This window comes from Alcaligenes nematophilus (assembly GCF_026344155.1).
In the GTDB taxonomy this organism is placed as follows: domain Bacteria; phylum Pseudomonadota; class Gammaproteobacteria; order Burkholderiales; family Burkholderiaceae_B; genus Alcaligenes; species Alcaligenes phenolicus.
In genome coordinates this window covers 129,325-145,989 of record NZ_JAPKMZ010000008.1, presented here as the reverse complement: position 1 = coordinate 145,989, position 16,665 = coordinate 129,325, and the positions used below count along the sequence as shown (strand labels likewise).

Sequence of the window (16,665 nt, the reverse complement as noted above, 5' to 3'; positions counted from 1 at the left end):
TAATCTCAACATATGGAGGCTCTCATGACTGTAGAAAAAGTAGCACTTATTAGCGCAGGCGGCTCGGGCATGGGCGCCGCTGCGGCCCGCAGGCTGGCTCAAGATGGTTATCGCGTCGCCATCCTGTCCTCGTCCGGCAAGGGCGAGGCACTGGCTAAAGAACTGGGCGGGGTGGGCCTGACTGGCTCGAATCAATCTAACGAAGATCTACAGCGCCTGGTTGACCTGGCCATGCAGCGCTGGGGGCGTATCGACGCCCTGGTCAGCTCCGCCGGACACGGTCCACGCGGCCCGGTTCTGGAGATCAGCGATGAAGACTGGCATAAGGGCATGGATGTCTACTTTCTGAATGCCGTGCGTCCAGCACGACTGGTAGCGCCCATCATGGCCGCGCAAGGTGGTGGGGCTATTGTGAATATTTCTACAGCCTGGGCGTTTGAGCCTGCGGAGATGTTCCCCACTTCGGCGGTATTCCGCGCCGGGCTAGCCTGCTTCACCAAGATTTTTGCGGACAGCTATGCAGCCAAGAATGTACGCATGAACAACGTGCTGCCTGGCTGGATTGATAGCCTGCCGGCGACCGAAGAACGTCGCGATAGTGTGCCTATGGGACGTTATGGAAAAGCCGAGGAAATTGCCGCGACAATTGCGTTTTTGTTGTCGGATGGAGCCGGCTACATTACGGGACAGAACATCAAGGTGGATGGTGGGCTGACTCGGTCAGTGTGAGCTGCCAAGCGCTGAGCTGACTGGCTGTGTTCACACTAAGGCCGCTGTGCGCACACTAACCAAGGGCCTTATGGGATCCATGAGTTCAATCCAGCAGCTGAGGCATAAACCAGCAAAGCAGTAATCATGTCTTGACGCAATGCTACGGTGCCTGGACGTACAGGTCGGCTCGAACGAGAGCCGACCTACTCACACCGCACAACATCAACTCTGAACCTCTGCACCAAAAACTCCAGGCGAACAATCACATCCCAGCTGCTAACGCGCTTGTCCGTGCCACGGAACAAGCTTGGCCTGCAATCGACGCAAACCGATTTCAAGCGCAAACGCCACCAAGGCGATAAGCAGAATCCCCGCCATCACCACGTCAGTTGCCAGAAACTGCCCTGCTGACTGAACCATAAATCCCAAACCACGCGTGGCAGCAACCAGCTCCGAAGCCACAAGGGTTGACCACCCCACTCCCAAACCGATGCGCAAGCCCGTCAAAATATCAGGCAAGGCACTGGGGATAATGATGTAACGCAGCAACTGAGCACGCGTCGCCCCCAGAGATTGAGCCGCACGCAGTTTCACCGGATCCACATTACGCACTCCGCCCGCCGTCGCAATCGTGATCGGCGCAAAAATTGCCAGATAAATCAGCAGCACTTTGGACAACTCACCAATACCAAACCAGATTACGATCAAAGGCAAATACGCCAGCGGAGGAATCGGGCGATAGAATTCAATCAAAGGGTCCAGAATGCCTTGGGCAATGCGATTACGACCAATGGCGATACCTGTAGGAATTGCTAATAAGACAGCGGCAAACAATGCCAAGCTAATCCGCCACAAACTGGCCACCAAATGCTGCTGCACGGTGGCATCCATATAGCCCACAGAGAACAGACGAAAAACACGGCTCAGCACAGCCTGGGGTGATGGTAGAAACAGCGGGTCCACATAGCCCCACTCAGTAACGGCCCACCACAAGAACAGCACTCCACTTAGGGTAAGCAAACTGATCACGGCAATAGACGTTTGCCGAGGCTTAGTGGACGTTGATTGATGAGGCTTGGAATCGCTGCCTACGCTTAAAGACGAAGCACCCGACAAACCAGCGATATCGCCTGCTTGCAGAACCTCGCCAGCGACAGAGGATTTCATAAACAATCTCCTAAGTTCAGGCCGAAGCGGCAACAGGATGCGCCGAGAACACATGCTCCAGCACGCGCTCTCGCGCCGCGATGAACTCCGGCGAGGACTTCACCTGACGCACCGGCTGCCCATCGGTGTAACGTCGCCCAAAATCCAGCACTAAACGCTCCACCACATGCCCAGGCGTACCACCCAAAATGATCAGATCGGTAGCCAGAAACACAGCTTCTTCAATATCGTGAGTAATCAGAAAAACAGGCTTGGCGCTACGCTGCCAGACATTCAACAGCAGCGTCTGGGCCTGCTCGCGGGTGAAGGCATCCAGCGCCCCAAACGGCTCATCCAGCAAGAGCACACGCGGGTCCGCAGCCAGAGCACGAGCAATACCCACCCGCTGCTTTTGACCACCAGACAATTGCCAGATACGGCGCTGCTCCAAGCCCTCCAGCCCCACCAGGGCCAATTGATGACGAGCTACCGCCTGACGCTGCTCCTTGGAGTCACCCCGCAGCGTCAAACCAAAAGCCACATTTTCCAGAACCGTCTGCCAAGGCAGCAAGGCGTCGTCCTGGAACACCACACCGCGATCAGCCCCTGGGCCGCACACGGGTTCGCCATCCAAGATAATCGTTCCAGCACTGGGCAAGGTGAAGCCTGCAATCAGGTTCAACAAAGTAGTCTTGCCACTACCCGAAGGCCCCAGCACCACCACCAACTGCCCCGGCCCCAATTGCAGCGACACATCTCGCAGCGCCAAATGATCGGCACCGGGATAGCGTGCGCTGACGTGATTCAGTGTTAACTGCGCCATCAGAATTACTTGGCCAGCGAGGCAGCCGCCTCGACATATTTGCCGGTGGTGTAACCAGCGTAATCAGGCAAAACCTCGTCGATGCGGCCCTGCTCTTTCAGAAAGGCAGAGGTATCGGCCAAGGCCTTGGCAGTGGGCTGACCTAAAGTTTTGATTTGATCAGCCGCAGATAAAAAGCCGCTGCCAGCCAGAACATTGGGAATTTCTTGAGGCGTCGCACCAGTCAAGCGGGACAGCTTGTTGATGTGATCTGCATTGGCTACCCAGGCAGCAGGATCATGCGTATAGCCCTCGTACGCAGCCAAGGTGACACGCGCAAAAGCCGACACAATATCCGGATGTTTTTCCGCAAAATCCTTGCGCACTAACCACACATCGAAAGTCGGAGCACCCAACTTGGCCAGTTCCCCAGAACTGATCAGCACCTTGCCGCTTTCCTTGGCCTTGCTCAAGGCCGGGTCCCACGTGTAGGCACCATCAATATCACCGCGAGCCCAGGCTGCTACGATATTGGCCGGAGTCAGATTAATGATATTGAGCTGCTTGGGGTCGATCTTCCAATGCTTGAGCGCAGCCAGCAGACTGTAGTGACTGGTCGACACAAAAGGCGTGGCAATCGTCTTGCCAACAAGATCTTGCGGAGCCTGAATACCCGAACCGTTACGCACCACCAGCTCTTCGCTGGTGCCCAGCTCAGCAGCAATCAGGAATGTCTCGATAGGTAACTTACGGCTGGCCGCAGCGGCCAAGGGGCTGGAGCCTAAATAGGCAATCTGCACATCGCCGGAAGCGACGGCATTAATGACTTCAGCGCCACCATCAAACTTACGCCAGTCGATTTTCGCGCCCGTTTCTTTTTCATAAACGCCATCGGCCTGAGGCACATTGGATGGAGTGGGAATGGTCTGATAAGCAACGGTCAGGCTGGTGGCCTGCGCGCTTAGAGATACGACGCTGGCCGCCAAGGCCAGGCCCAGATGCTGCAGAGTTTTCGTCAACGACATGAAGCATTCCTCGATGATGGTGGCGGCTTGATAAGCCCTTAGGTCGAGGAATCAGAATAGACAAAAGAACTTGAGGGTCAAAAGACCGATTTCGCTTATTGTTAGTGCGCGAATTTATGAGGTGTAAAGATGAACGGGCGATAAACCGGCTCAAAAGCGTCTAACTCTGCCTCAACAGAATTGCCCCCCTTATATGCAAGGACAAGGTCAAAACAAAGCCCATCATCTAGCCGCTAGCGTGTCTTTGACTGCCCACGAACGATCAGGAAGAACAACACGCAAACCAGCACCAATAGCGCAAAGAAAGCAAGGCCAATGCTGAAGTTCTCCGTCCCAAAATCGCGCAACAGGGTGACCGCATCCAAGGCGCTGTAAAGGCCGAATAGCAAGGTTGGGACAAACAAGATCGTCGCCAGCGTCTTGATGAGATTGCGAGACCGTATTGCCAGCAGCACGGCAAAAACAATGGTCGCTACAAGCAGAACAGGAATTCCAGCAACCAGGGTCAGCAAACCATCGGACGCCAAAGCCGGGACGGGTACGAACAGCGCAAGGGCTCCAGCACGTTTGAATAAGTTCATGAGCCTAACCTTGAGTTGGGCAAGAAACACAGCAGACTATGGCAAGGCTACCGTCTTTAATAAAACTAAACCATCCTGAACGCCTTGCTCGGCCTAATCGCCAACATCAAACCGGCGTGCTAAATGCCGGGTGGTAAGTAACCGTACCGGCTGGCACAACTTGCCCGAAGGACATGGCCATGAAGTACTCAGGAGGGACGCCCGGCAACACAAGCCTGGCTTCAGGTTTGAATCCGAATCGTTGATAGTAGGATGGGTCACCCAGAACAACGCAGCCCGCTGCACCCTGCTCGGCAAGCCTCCCCAAGGCCTCACGCATCAACTGCGACCCGATACCACGGCCCTGAAGCCTTGGGATCACAGAGACAGGGCCAATCCCAAACCACCCTGAGGTGCCATCGGAGATGGAAACGGGTGACACGGCGACATGCCCAAGAAGGGAGCCACCCTGCTCCGCAACCAGGGAAACGCTTAATGCTCCCGCATCGCGCAAGGCAGCAAGAATAAACTGTTCGTTGTGGCTCGTATGAGGCGCATCACGAAACGCAGCCTCTGTAACGGTCTCGATGGCAGCAAAATCAGCCAAAGTCTCGGGGCGGATGATGAGTTTTGTCATGAGCCCAGTATAAGTAAACACCGACGGCTTTCCATCATCCCGACGAGCAATAAAAAACGGCCCACATTGCTGTGGGCCGTTTTCTTTATCTTGGTGGCGCATCCCTGATTCGAACAGGGGACCTGCGGATTATGATTCCGTCGCTCTAACCTGCTGAGCTAATGCGCCGAAGAAGAAATTATAGCAAGGTTTCGTCTTTTAGCAAGCACTTATCTCGATCTTTTTTCATCTTTTTGATGATTCTCTCCTATGAAAACGCTAAGCCCTTGTATTCATTGAGCTTCCCTTCTTCAACGTCTGCTTCGGCCACTCAACCAAATGATACAAAAAGTAAACAGACCAGCCATTCCCTGCTACTCCTCCTCCTTGCGCCCTATCAAGCCTGTTTGTCATCCCCTATTGCTACACTGCCTGCTTGGCGTTTGATCCGTCCTTGTTAATTGACTGACGTCCGTGATCCGGACTTTCCACAGGAACTTTGTTTATGGCCAGTACGCTTGCTATTGTTGTCTCGCTTTTGCTGCTGATGTTCTTCGCTTATCGGGGGGTGACGGTTCTGTTGCTGGCCCCCTTGATGGCCGCCCTGGCTGTGCTGCTTTCGGGGGACTCCGGGTTTTTGTTGCCCATCTATACTTCCACCTTCATGAGCGCGCTTAGCGGCTATGTGCTTCAGTTCTTGCCCATCTTCTTGTTAGGTGCCTTGTTTGGTCAGTTGATGGCAGACTCCGGAGCGGCTCAGGCGATTGCTCAGTGGATCACGCGCAAGCTGGGGCATCGTCATGCTATTGCCACCATTGTGATGGTGTGCGGCGTACTGACTTATGGTGGTGTGTCCTTGTTCGTGGTGGCCTTTGCCATCTATCCGATCGCCAAGGATCTGTTTCGCGCCGCAGGCATCCCCAAGCGTCTGATTCCCGCGTCGATTGCTTTGGGCTCCTTTACCTTCACCATGACGGCTCTGCCTGGCACGCCTGCCATTCAGAACGCGATTCCTATTCCTTATTACGGCACTAACGTGTTTGCTGCACCGGGGCTGGGGATTATTGGTGGTTTGATCATGGCTTTGGGTGGCTTGTGGTGGCTGCAGTCGCGTGCGCGCAAAGCTATTGCGAATGGCGAAGGCTATGGCGACCACGGTCAGGATCATTTTGATGCCAGCGACGATCACAGTACGCATGGTCAGAAACCCATGCCTATCTTCCTGGCTATCTTGCCGCTGATTCTGGTGATTGGCGTCAATGCCTTGTTCACTTATGGGATTTTCCCCGGCACGAACTTCGAGTTCATGGCCGAGCGCTTCCCTCAGGTTGATCCCGCCAAGATTACGGGTCTGTGGGCGCTGATTATTGCCTTGATTACCGCGAACCTGGTGCTGATCATCAGCCGCTTGGGTCACTGGAAGAGTCTGCGCGAGAGCATCAATAAAGGCGTATTTGGTTTCATGCTGCCGTTGTTCAATACCGCCTCTGAAGTTGGTTACGGCGCGGTAATTGCCAGCCTGGCAGGCTTTGCGATTATTCGGGACTTTGTGTTGAACGTGGCTCCTGGCAATCCCCTGATCTCGGAAGCAGTCGCCATGACGACATTGGCCGGGATTACAGGCTCGTCTTCAGGTGGTTTGAGTATTGCCTTGCAGACGTTGGGTTCGGATTATTTGGCGATGGCTCAGCAAGCTGGCATCAGCCCTGAACTGCTGCACCGAGTGGCGGTGATGGCAGCGGGCGGTCTGGATACCCTGCCCCATTGCGGCGCGATCATTACCTTGCTGTCCATCTGCAAGCTGAACCACCGTCAGTCCTATGGCAATATCGCCATGGTGACAATGGCTGCCCCTATCTTTGCGCTGATCACCGTGATTACGTTGGGTACGATTTTTGGCAGCTTCTAGATTTTCTTCTTATCAGTGCATCGAGCCAGCCCATTGGGCTGGCTTTTTAGTCCACATGGAGACAGCCGACACACCAGGACCGTAGAGTCAGGACTTTAAAACCACACCCAAGAACCATTTAAACCTGCATAAGTAGAAACACCAACAACAACAAGCGCTTCCATAAGCAACTGATTTACAACAATAAAAATCAACATAACATAAACAATATAACCATTATCACGCTATTTTCAGATATTCTCCGCCACTATCAGAAATGCTTCATGCCTATGAAGCTAGCCAGCTAACTAAAAAATAATCAGGTCCCGCTACGCCATCTACAAAAAAGCGAAGCGAGGTCCTACCTAATAGCGAAGATTCGGAGACACACATATGAAATTTGGCCAAAAGCCCAACTTCGGGTTCTGACACGTCCCTATCATCAGCCACGCTCAACGATGCTGTACGACTACGCATCTGAAAGCGGAGTGTTGCTCTCAATATCGCGACGTATCTTTTATTATCCGGAGGTCCTGCATGAGCACAGCGCCTTTTAATCGGCGACAGTTCCTAAAATTTAGTGTCGTATCCGGCGTATCCATTTATATGGCGCCTTTTTTACCCAAAACGGCACAGGCCACACTTCTGGGAGAACAAGACTCCCGACCTACGCCCTGGAATAGCGTAGAGCGACAAGTACCCTTCAAGATTGACGGTACGCGACAAGTCACCGGCAGCAAATTTTTTGTGCGTGATATTCGCGCCAAAGATATGCCCGGTTGGCCAGAGCATCAGGCTCACGCCTTTATCCTGCGCGCCGCTCAGGCTGATCATCGTTACATCGGCTTGGACCTGGAAGCACTAGGTGCCGACCTACAGCCCGATATATTGATCCAGGCCCAAGACCTCGCCAAGGCACAACTGGAACTGCCTGACTACTACAACGACGAGATGCTATTGGCCACCGGTAAGACGGCGCGCTTTTTAGGGCACCCGGTCGCCATCTTGATCTACAAAGACTTTGATCGCTACCGCCGCGCTAAAAATGCCAGCAAGAGATCCGCCGTGCTGAAGTATGGAGACAAGACAGGCTTCAGGGAAATAGATGCCTATGGTGGAGCACGCTATATCCGTGTAGAGGGCGATACTCCAGGGGCCGACGATATATTCTCCAGCATGAAGGACGGAGTCGTTTTTCCGGAAAAAATTCAGGGAAACTCACCTGTATGGCCGTCCAGCAAGGGAAACACCAATACAGCGAAGGCCATCGCCTTGAGCGAAGCGATGCAAGAACGTTTCGACCAAGCGCCTGATGATTGGCTCGTGTTCGATGGTGAGTACTACTCCCAATCGATCGACGGCGCCCCTTTAGAACCGGAGTGCATCAATTGCTGGTATGACAACAAAAACAAAGAGCTGCAAATGGTGGTCGGCTCCCAAACCCCGGGGGCGGATGGTGCAGAAGCTGCGGGCATAGTGGCCGCATCCCAATTTGGTTTGGAGAACATCATTGTCCACCCCTGTACGGCCACAGGTTACGGGGTCAAGGAGCACAGCGCTTTCAACCACTACGGCGTTGTTGCTGCCCTGTTTGCAGACAATATGCCCGTACGGCTAGCCAATGACCGCTTTGAGCAGTTTCAAGCTGGTCAAAAACGACACTCCAACCGCATGAACAACCGCATTGCTATCGACAAAAAGAGCGGCAAGATCATGCAGTACCAGAGCTTTAGCATCACGGACGGTGGGGGCAGGGCTACGTGCAGCTGGGCGGTCACTACAGGCGGGGCACAAAGCGCACAGGGTATTTACTATCTGCCCAAGAGCGACTCCTGGGGAATTGCACTGGCCTCGCGCGCGGTGGAGGCCGGCTCCATGCGTGGTTATGGCAAGGGACAGACCATGACGGCCATGGAACTGATGTTGGACGAAGCAGCCGCTCGCCTGAACATGGACCCCATCGAATTACGCCTCAAGAACGTCATGCGCAGCGGTCAGAAAAATATGGAAGGAGGGATCCCGGCGGGCTCCCTGCGTGCCCGGGAGATTTTAGAAAAAGCACATCAACATCCATTGTGGACCGGGAGGGACAAGAAAAAGAAAGAGTTTGAAGCCAGCAACCCAGGCAAGCTGTATGGCGTGGGCTTTGCCTGTGTTATGAAAAACTATGGCACCGGCGCGCAAGGAGACCATTCTGGTATCGAAATTGATGAGCAAGGGCAAGTCCACCTTCGCACCTCGACGGTAGAAATTGGTACGGGCTCGGCAACGTCCCAAGCAGTGATCTGTGCCAAGTGGGTTGGCCGCGCTGCACACACGGTAAAGGCTTCACATCTTGACTGGCCTGAGCTGGATATGCAGGCTACTCACAACCCCTACACCTTAAAACAGCCTGATCAAGACAAACATCAAACCAATCCACGCTGGACACCGGTTCTATCCTCCGGCTCCTACGCCAGCAGCTCCTCCTACTTTGGTTCTCACGGCACCTCGGAGGCGGCTCGCTTGCTGTTTCTGTATGGACTATGGCCAGCCGCCCTGTCCATCTGGGGGGAAGGTTACGGTGGTGGTCAAATCGCCCCCTTGACCGTACGCCCTGAAGACGCCAGCTGGACCGACGATGGCCTGCTCAGCACCGGAGGTCTGGAACCCCTCACGCTGCCACAACTGGCCAAGCGCGCCCACGAGCTGGAACTGGTTACCGGTGTTGTGCTGCATGCGTTTAACCGCTACCAGTGGGCCGAGGCCAACTTTGAGGTAGCTGGCCAAACCTTGCGACTGCCGCTGGATGGGCTGGCACTGCGCCATGGAGCAGGAACCAAGACCGAACAGGCCAAGGCGCGTAATGGCTACCAGCGACTGGAGCGTCGCAATATCAGCTACCCGCCTGTGTCACGTCGTCGAGGCGGTTACCTGTATTACTCCGCCGTTGGCGTGTTAACGGAAGTGGAGATCGACAGCAAAAGTGGTGAGCAGACCTTATTGTCAGCACATACGTGGATCGACTGCGGCAAGCCCATCGTGCCCCAACTAGTCATGAGTCAGGCCGAGGGGGGGCTAGCCATGGGATTGGGTCAGGCCTGGTTCGAGGATCTACCGCTGCACGAAGGTGGCCCCGGCGATGGCTCCTGGAATTTTCACCGCTATCGTCTACCTCGCGCCAAGGATGTGGCCGTCTGGAACACCAGTTTCGAACTACTGGACCAGATTTCCGAGACGGACTCTCCCAAGGGAATTGCCGAAGTGGTGATGATCCCCATCATTGCTGCCGCTGTCAGCGGTGTTAACCACGCTACAGGACAGTTCTTTCGTGAACTACCTGTGACCGCAGAAAAAATCAAGGAGCGCTTGGCATGAGCAGCCCCACTAAGACCTTACACCTCAACATTAATCGGGTGGACTTGCAAACAATGGACGTCAGCCCAGATCTGCCCATGATCGACTTTCTGCATGAGCATGCAGGGCTGACCGGCACGCATTTGGGCTGCGGAATGGGGATTTGCCATGCTTGCGTTGTCATCGTGGATCACCCGGACGGGCGTAGCGAAGAAATACAAACGTGCATCACGCCAGCCAGTTATTTTGAGGGCAAAAAAATACGCACGATCGAGGCCCATGCCCAGCGGGATGCACAGGACAAGGTCACGCAACTGCACCCTGTACAACAAGCCTTTTTGGAGCACTTTGCCTTTCAGTGTGGTTACTGCACCCCCGGCTTTGTAAATGCGGGAATTGTGCTGTACGAGTCCCTGCAAAAGCAGCCGGTTTCACGTGAACAAGTTGAAGCCAAAGTATCGGAAGGTTTACAAAACCATATCTGCCGCTGTACGGGCTATGTCCGTTACCACCAAGCAATGAGGGACCTGATTCTCGCCACTCCAGGCATGGTCAGTTAGCTCCTAAAGGCTGCGGGGGATCTAGCTGGTGATCCCCTGGCAACGGCACGGCAAAACTCTGGGCTTAGCCACGCTGGTATCGTGGCGTTCGAGTACTCGACAGTACGCCTTCCGCTGCAACGCCATCTGTCTGCTTGTCACTCACATGGTTAGCTAGAGGGAAGGCTTACATCGCGCAGCACAGTGCCACGAGGCACACGGCTCCTTTCACCCTGTGCTAGGATTTGGATCTATGGCCGCATATTCTCAAGGCCCTCTATCAGGAGCACACCATGAACTACACCTACACCCTTAATGAGTTAGGCACTGAAGCGATTCGTCAGTTTGTTCTGGATCGTGGTCAGCCTGATCTGAACCTGCAGGCTTACATCGCCGCTGCCGAAGTAGAGGCCGATAATTTCAATGCGGGCGGCAGCCAGCGCGGCCAGATCGAGATCGATTCCAACTGCAGCAAGGATGGTTTGACGCATACCCTGTTACTGGAAAAACACTGGTTTGCGACCCAGCCTGTTCCTGAGGCGCCCAGTGAAGACAGCTTCTTCTAAATAGAAGCTGGGCTTGTCTGTGAGTTCACAATCGACTGACCAACTGTCAGACAGACACAAGCTCAGCTATCGGCCCCTCGTCTCTCTATAGATATTGGCCCAGGTAAGCCCGAACCGCTGCCTGGGCCTCAAACTGTCTGAGGGACCAATAAGATTCATATAGAAACTGGGCATATTGCCGCATGATCTGATGCATTCGGGTGCCGGAACACCATCAGAGGAAAACCCGTCGCTTGCGTTCCAGGAGTCAACGAGTCCGCAAAGCAGGGCCCTACCCGCCCTAATCCACCTGCAAACCAATCTTGTAAGCCAAGGCCCCAAATCGGTCGATGTCGTTCCAGATCATGGCCTTGAAGCCACTGGCTTGTGCTGATTCATTGCCTTCTTGCGGCGTATAACCCAATGCCAGCAATTGCGATTGCATGGCCGGGTCCGTCAGGGCTTTTTGCACGACGCGGTTCAGCGTATTGATAATGTGTTCAGGCGTGTGAGACGGAGCCAACAGGCCGTGCCATTGGTCCAGCTCGAAATCACTATGACTGACTTCAGCCACGGTTGGCACTTTAGGCAGAACGGGGCTGCGTTGGGCAGAGGTGACGGCCAAGGCGCGCAAGTGTCCGGACTCGATCAAGGTAGCCGCGCTGGACAAGGTCACAATGCCTAAAGGCACCTGGCCCGCGACCACATCGTTCAAAGCGGGGCCGCAGCCGCGATACGGGATATGCAGCAAGGCCGTGCCTCGCAAGTCATAGAGCATCTCTCCGGCCAGATGCTGAGGAGTGCCATTTCCGCAGGACGCATAAGCCAAGGCCGGTTCGGACTGCTGCTCCAGAACTTGTTCCAGATTCTGAATATCCGACCCGTGTCCGGTCACGATCACGGAGGGCACAAATCCTATATTCGCAATCGGCGCAAAGTCTTCTTTGGGTTTGAAGCCCAGGTTACGAAATACGCCAGGATTGATGGCAAAAGAGCTATTGGCCATCAGCAAGGTGTAGCCGTCAGCGCGGGCATAAGCTACCGCCCGCGCACCAATATTGCCGCTGGCACCAGGTCGGTTGTCGATAATAACGGGTTGGCCCAGCGCTCTTTCCAGCCGGGGGCCCAGTTTGCGGGCCAGCAAGTCGGTCCCGCCGCCAGGCGGAAAGGTGACGATCACGGTAATCGGCTTGAGGGGATATTTCACAGCCTGCTCGACTGCCACCTCCCTTGCCTGCGCCGCTGGATTACCCAAGCCTAGCGCCACCATTCCCAGCAAGGTGGCTGCTGCCGCCCGCTTCCCCACCTGAAAACCCGCCATTACAGATAACACGTTTCTCTACTCAAGCGTCCAGACCAATATCCAGCACACGGGCACTGTGCGTAATCCAGCCCACTGCGATTCGGTCTACACCGCAACGGGCTATTTCTACGGCTGTTTCCGGAGTGATACGACCAGAGGCTTCTGTTTTGGCTCGGCCTGCGACGCGGGCCACGGCCTCGGTCAAGGTTGCGGTGTCCATATTGTCCAGAAGAATACTATCCACACCCAGTTCCAGCACTTCGTCCAGTTGCTCCAGGGTATCGACTTCCACCTCAATGCAAACCAGATGGCCAATATAAGCACGAGCTGCTTCCACGGCGGCTTTGACGCCCCCGGCAACGGCAATGTGATTGTCTTTAATCAGTACCGCGTCATCCAGACCAAAGCGATGGTTGCTGCCGCCCCCGACTCGAACTGCGTATTTCTGCACAGCGCGCAGGCCGGGCATGGTTTTACGGGTGCAAGTGACTTTAGTGCCGTAAGGCGCAATCGCGCGGGCAATGGAGGCAGTAGCCGATGCCACGCCACTTAAATGCCCCAGGAAATTCAAGGCGCAGCGCTCTGCCGTCAGCATGGAACGGGCCGAGCCACTAATGACCGCAATCTGCGCCCCCGGAGTCAGGACATCGCCATCTTGCAGTTGAGCCTCAAAGCGCAACGTAGGGTCCAGCAAGGTAAAGGCCAGACGAGCCAGATCCAGGCCAGCCAACACACCATCCTCGCGGGCCACCAGGCGCATTTGCGTGCGCGTTGCTGCGGGAACGATGGAGTCCGTCGTCAGATCACCAGCGCGACCCAAGTCTTCTTGCAAGGTGGCGCGCACCAAGGGTTCCAGGATGACGTCGGGCAAGGAAGGAATACGGTGAGCTCGTGTCTCTGCAGCTTGCGCTGTCGGCTCGGGGGCATTAATTATGCTCATTATGAGTATTTAAATCGCTAAAAATAAGGCCTAATGGCACGGTGCATTTATGCTATTCCTGAGCATAAGCACTGTCAAGCCATAGGCCCGCTTTTTAACGCGCTTGTTTCGCCAGCGGCAATTTACTGCCCGAGATCGCCCGTTCAAACAAAACGTCTCCACGAAAGCGAAACAATTTGGCGGGTCGGCCTGAACCACCCACACTCATGGCGCCGGTTTCTTCCACCAGGGCTTGCTGTTCAATCAAACGGCGAAAGTTCTGCTTATGCAGTCCCCGCCCTGCCAGGGCTTCCACGGCCTGCTGCAATTGCAGCAAGGTGAATTCTGGCGGCATCAGTTCAAACACAACAGGACGGTATTTGATTTTGGCGCGTAGACGTGCCAAGCCAGTGGCCAGAATACGGCGATGATCGTGACGCATGCCCAGGCCCAGCTCGTAATGCTTGCCCAGCTCTTGCTGTTCACGCTGGCGACGGCGACAGGACTCGGGCAACAAGCCCGCTTCATACAGCAGCTCGTAACGCTGCAAAACAAAGTCCTCGTTCCAGATCGCCCCTTCCAGGCCAAAGCTGTAATTGACGCGCTGGCGGCGCAAGGCCCGCAAGGATTCGTCCTGCTCGCACCAGTCCAGCAAGGCAGGCACGATGGTTTTCTGAATAATGTCCGGTGCACCATCGCGTCGATCTTCCCAAGGGAAGTAACGGTAGCAGTCCTGCCAGATCACCTGGGCCACATCCGGCTGGCCCACTTCACGCGTCAGCCCGACATAGCTGACCGACACAATACGCGTGCCCTGCGCGTCAAAACGGTCCCTGTCTGCAAAGGTATACAGCTGCTCCACATACCCCACCGGGTGATGGGTTTGGGTTTCCACCCAATCGCGCAGCCCCGTTTGCAAAGAACGGTGCGTGTGCTGAAACGGCCCGGCGGGCAAGGCTTGGCCGGCGTCCGTGGTCAAGACACGGGGCTCGCCGTCGCTGACAGCTACTAAAACAGCCACCAGTTCAGCACTGACTACAGGTTCCTGCGTATCGATCACATATTCTCCTTCTGAATCGCGCCAGCGCGCATCTGGCGGATTATAAGCGAGGCCCGCCCTGCTCCGGCGGGCGGCAGGGGCGCTATCCGAAAATACAGTGGGTACCTTATTTTCAGATGATCAAATTATGACCCATGAACATCTAAGCCTAAAGAAATTCGCCTGCCTGCCGTTAAGCGTTCGAACTGTATGTGTTTGCCATAAATGACAAGCAAGCGCTCAGTCAGAGGCCGGATCAGACAACAGTTTCACGCTTTGTTCTGCTCCGCCATTCGCAAAAATAGAAGGTTTCTGACAATTCAGGTCGATCACGGACAGACAGAAGCCTATGCCCCGTTTTTGCATGGCCCATGCGGGCTTGACGGCCCCCCGCGTCCCCTTTGTTGTTCTCCTCCAGGATGATGAATGCGTAAGAATTTCCCCATTACCCAGGACGAGGTTCGCGTCCGGGCCGATCAGTACCTTATTTCAAAAACTGACCTGAAAGGTCGGATCACCTACGCGAACGCAGCCTTTATTGCGATCAGTGGCTTCACCCGTGAGGAGCTGGTTGGCAAGGCCCATAACCTGGTCCGTCACCCCGACATGCCGCCCGAGGCCTTCCAGGACTTCTGGGACACCTTGCAAAATAAACGCCCCTGGATGGGCGTGGTAAAGAATCGCCGCAAAGACGGTGGTTTTTACTGGGTGTACGCCATGGCGGTGCCTATTTACGAAAATGGCACCGTCGCTGGCTATGCTTCGGTGCGCGTAAAACCCAGCCAGGAACAGATCGACGAGGCCGAAAGCCTGTACGCCGCCATTAATGAAGGCCGCGCCAAAGGTGTGCGCCTGCATGAAGGCCGTGCTGTGCCTACCGGCTGGCGCAAGGCCTTGAGTCAGTTGCGCCGCCCTTTCAGCAATTCCTTGCGTGCCAGCCTGTTCCGTATGGGTGCCCTGGCTTTGGCCACGACCGGCACCGCCCTGTACTTCGCCCTGACAGGTGGCGTACCTCAAGGCTCGGGTTTGTGGCTGACTGGTGGTTTGTGCCTGGCCAGTGCCGTGATGATGGGTTACGGCTGGCTGATTGCCCAGCGTGTGATCCGCCCTCTGGACCAGGCCTCCCTGATCGCCCAGCAAATTGCCACCGGCAACTTGCAGCTGGATATTGACATCAACTCCAGCGAAAGCAATTCGGAAATTGGCCAGCTCTACTTCTGTCTGGATTTGATGCGCAAGAGTCTGGTGGGAATTGCCAGTGATGCTCGCACCGGGATTGATGCCTCTATCCATGCGGCCCGCATTCTGGAAGTCAACAATACCAATCTGGCATCGCGCACCGAAGATCAGGCCGCGTCCTTGCAGGAAACCGCCGCCAGTATGGAAGAGCTGACGGTAACCGTGCGTCAGAACGCCGATAACGCCAATCAGGCCAGCCAGTTGGCCGATGCAAGTATGCAGATTGCTCAGCGTGGCGGCGAAGTGGTCAATGAAGTGGTGCAGACCATGCAAGGCATTCACGACAGCTCGCGCCGCATTGGCGATATCGTCACCGTCATTGAAGGCATTGCCTTCCAGACCAATATTCTGGCGCTGAACGCGGCAGTGGAATCGGCCCGCGCCGGTGAGGCTGGCCGTGGTTTTGCGGTGGTGGCCGGTGAAGTGCGCAGTCTGGCCCAGAAGAGTTCCCAAGCTGCTGGCGAGATCAAGAACCTGATTGATGCCTCGGTAAGCCGTATGGCCGTGGGTGCCGAACAAGCTGCCCGCGCGGGCGCCACCATGGGTGAGGTCGTGGACTCGGTAAAACGTGTCACGGATATTATTGGCGAGATCTCCACCGCGTCGATCGAGCAGGCCAGCGGTCTGGATCAGATCAACGAAGCGATGGCCAAGATGGATGTGGTCACCCAGCAGAATGCCGCCCTGGTACAGGATCTGGGCAACACCATGAGCGACCTGGCCTCCGAAGCCTCCGAGCTGGCCGATGCCATCAAGGCCTTGAATACCGGCTCTGTCGATTCCAACCAAAGTGCTCCTGCTTTGGCTCAGTTGAGCAAGGCTCCCACCATGCAGGTACTGTCCTACCAGAACACGCAGCCCTTTCAGGCTCAAAGTGCCAAAACAGCGAATGCCCGCCTGGAAGCGATTCGCCGCTAAACCATAAAATCAGGATCGGCAGCGGCTCTGCTGATCCTGATAAAACTGACAGCTAGACAAAACAATAATTCCGGGATCG

The 16,665-nt window shown here is 55.3% G+C and carries 14 protein-coding genes and 1 tRNA gene; 6 read left to right on the top strand and 9 right to left on the bottom strand.

Features of this window, described 5'->3' with window-relative positions:
* Positions 1-24: 24 nt before the first annotated feature.
* The gene (locus tag OSH04_RS18790) at positions 25-729 is read left to right on the top strand and encodes an SDR family oxidoreductase (RefSeq protein ID WP_266109055.1); all 705 of its coding nucleotides are present in this window, start codon (positions 25-27) and stop codon (positions 727-729) included.
* A 258-nt stretch (positions 730-987) separates the two neighbouring features.
* Here the strand turns inward: OSH04_RS18790 and tauC are convergent, their stop codons facing one another.
* The 6 genes from tauC to OSH04_RS18760 all read right to left on the bottom strand — a co-directional run bounded on the left by tauC (position 988) and on the right by OSH04_RS18760 (position 5,049).
* Entirely contained in the window at positions 988-1,878 is an 891-nt protein-coding gene (tauC, locus tag OSH04_RS18785) for a taurine ABC transporter permease TauC (protein WP_266109054.1), read from the bottom strand.
* Between the two features lie 16 nt (positions 1,879-1,894).
* Entirely contained in the window at positions 1,895-2,680 is a 786-nt protein-coding gene (tauB, locus tag OSH04_RS18780; RefSeq protein WP_266109053.1) for a taurine ABC transporter ATP-binding subunit, read from the bottom strand.
* A gap of 5 nt (positions 2,681-2,685) precedes the next feature.
* Positions 2,686-3,684 (bottom strand): taurine ABC transporter substrate-binding protein, encoded by a 999-nt coding sequence (tauA, locus tag OSH04_RS18775; RefSeq protein ID WP_266109052.1) that lies wholly within the window; start codon positions 3,682-3,684, stop codon positions 2,686-2,688.
* Positions 3,685-3,917: 233 nt separating this feature from the next.
* On the bottom strand, positions 3,918-4,265 hold the full coding sequence (locus tag OSH04_RS18770; protein WP_009458382.1) for a hypothetical protein: 348 nt from the start codon (positions 4,263-4,265) through the stop codon (positions 3,918-3,920).
* A gap of 106 nt (positions 4,266-4,371) precedes the next feature.
* Positions 4,372-4,881: a GNAT family N-acetyltransferase gene (locus OSH04_RS18765; protein WP_266109051.1), complete on the bottom strand. Its 510-nt coding sequence runs from the start codon at positions 4,879-4,881 to the stop codon at positions 4,372-4,374.
* Positions 4,882-4,972: 91 nt separating this feature from the next.
* A tRNA-Met gene (locus tag OSH04_RS18760) sits at positions 4,973-5,049 on the bottom strand.
* 316 nt (positions 5,050-5,365) lie between these two features.
* Here OSH04_RS18760 and OSH04_RS18755 point away from each other — a divergent pair.
* From OSH04_RS18755 to OSH04_RS18740, 4 genes are all read left to right on the top strand, one after another.
* Positions 5,366-6,769 (top strand): GntP family permease, encoded by a 1,404-nt coding sequence (locus OSH04_RS18755; RefSeq protein ID WP_035269147.1) that lies wholly within the window; start codon positions 5,366-5,368, stop codon positions 6,767-6,769.
* 516 nt (positions 6,770-7,285) lie between these two features.
* A complete protein-coding gene (locus OSH04_RS18750; RefSeq protein WP_407066166.1) occupies positions 7,286-10,105 on the top strand; it encodes a xanthine dehydrogenase family protein molybdopterin-binding subunit in 2,820 nt (939 codons plus the stop codon).
* The gene (locus OSH04_RS18745) at positions 10,102-10,644 is read left to right on the top strand and encodes a (2Fe-2S)-binding protein (RefSeq protein WP_009458347.1); all 543 of its coding nucleotides are present in this window, start codon (positions 10,102-10,104) and stop codon (positions 10,642-10,644) included. The genes OSH04_RS18750 and OSH04_RS18745 overlap by 4 nt, the downstream gene beginning before the upstream one ends.
* A 272-nt stretch (positions 10,645-10,916) precedes the next feature.
* Entirely contained in the window at positions 10,917-11,189 is a 273-nt protein-coding gene (locus tag OSH04_RS18740; RefSeq protein ID WP_009458345.1) for a hypothetical protein, read from the top strand.
* Between the two features lie 280 nt (positions 11,190-11,469).
* Here OSH04_RS18740 and OSH04_RS18735 read toward each other — a convergent pair whose 3' ends face one another.
* From OSH04_RS18735 to OSH04_RS18725, 3 genes are all read right to left on the bottom strand, one after another.
* Entirely contained in the window at positions 11,470-12,489 is a 1,020-nt protein-coding gene (locus OSH04_RS18735; RefSeq protein WP_203145897.1) for a tripartite tricarboxylate transporter substrate binding protein, read from the bottom strand.
* 22 nt (positions 12,490-12,511) lie between these two features.
* Positions 12,512-13,411 carry a carboxylating nicotinate-nucleotide diphosphorylase gene (gene nadC, locus OSH04_RS18730; protein ID WP_088452421.1) on the bottom strand — a complete coding sequence of 300 codons (900 nt, stop codon included), beginning with the start codon at positions 13,409-13,411 and terminating at the stop codon, positions 12,512-12,514.
* A gap of 94 nt (positions 13,412-13,505) precedes the next feature.
* Positions 13,506-14,450, bottom strand: coding sequence for an NUDIX hydrolase (locus tag OSH04_RS18725; RefSeq protein WP_035269142.1), 945 nt, complete (start codon positions 14,448-14,450; stop codon positions 13,506-13,508).
* A 405-nt stretch (positions 14,451-14,855) separates the two neighbouring features.
* On the opposite strand from OSH04_RS18725, the gene OSH04_RS18720 reads away from it, so the two are divergent.
* Positions 14,856-16,586, top strand: a complete 1,731-nt coding sequence (locus OSH04_RS18720) for a methyl-accepting chemotaxis protein (RefSeq protein ID WP_266109049.1) — start codon at positions 14,856-14,858, stop codon at positions 16,584-16,586.
* Positions 16,587-16,665 lie beyond the last annotated feature (79 nt).

Excerpts from the sequence above, each read along its gene's own strand:
- tauA (WP_266109052.1), bottom strand. The coding sequence starts at position 3,684 with ATGTCGTTGACGAAAACTCTGCAGCATCTGGGCCTGGCCTTGGCGGCC.
- OSH04_RS18750 (WP_407066166.1), top strand. The coding sequence starts at position 7,286 with ATGAGCACAGCGCCTTTTAATCGGCGACAGTTCCTAAAATTTAGTGTC.
- OSH04_RS18720 (WP_266109049.1), top strand. The coding sequence starts at position 14,856 with ATGCGTAAGAATTTCCCCATTACCCAGGACGAGGTTCGCGTCCGGGCC.
- OSH04_RS18740 (WP_009458345.1), top strand. The coding sequence starts at position 10,917 with ATGAACTACACCTACACCCTTAATGAGTTAGGCACTGAAGCGATTCGT.
- OSH04_RS18735 (WP_203145897.1), bottom strand. The coding sequence starts at position 12,489 with ATGGCGGGTTTTCAGGTGGGGAAGCGGGCGGCAGCAGCCACCTTGCTG.
- nadC (WP_088452421.1), bottom strand. The coding sequence starts at position 13,411 with ATGAGCATAATTAATGCCCCCGAGCCGACAGCGCAAGCTGCAGAGACA.
- OSH04_RS18745 (WP_009458347.1), top strand. The coding sequence starts at position 10,102 with ATGAGCAGCCCCACTAAGACCTTACACCTCAACATTAATCGGGTGGAC.
- OSH04_RS18765 (WP_266109051.1), bottom strand. The coding sequence starts at position 4,881 with ATGACAAAACTCATCATCCGCCCCGAGACTTTGGCTGATTTTGCTGCC.
- tauC (WP_266109054.1), bottom strand. The coding sequence starts at position 1,878 with ATGAAATCCTCTGTCGCTGGCGAGGTTCTGCAAGCAGGCGATATCGCT.
- tauB (WP_266109053.1), bottom strand. The coding sequence starts at position 2,680 with ATGGCGCAGTTAACACTGAATCACGTCAGCGCACGCTATCCCGGTGCC.
- OSH04_RS18770 (WP_009458382.1), bottom strand. The coding sequence starts at position 4,265 with ATGAACTTATTCAAACGTGCTGGAGCCCTTGCGCTGTTCGTACCCGTC.
- OSH04_RS18790 (WP_266109055.1), top strand. The coding sequence starts at position 25 with ATGACTGTAGAAAAAGTAGCACTTATTAGCGCAGGCGGCTCGGGCATG.
- OSH04_RS18755 (WP_035269147.1), top strand. The coding sequence starts at position 5,366 with ATGGCCAGTACGCTTGCTATTGTTGTCTCGCTTTTGCTGCTGATGTTC.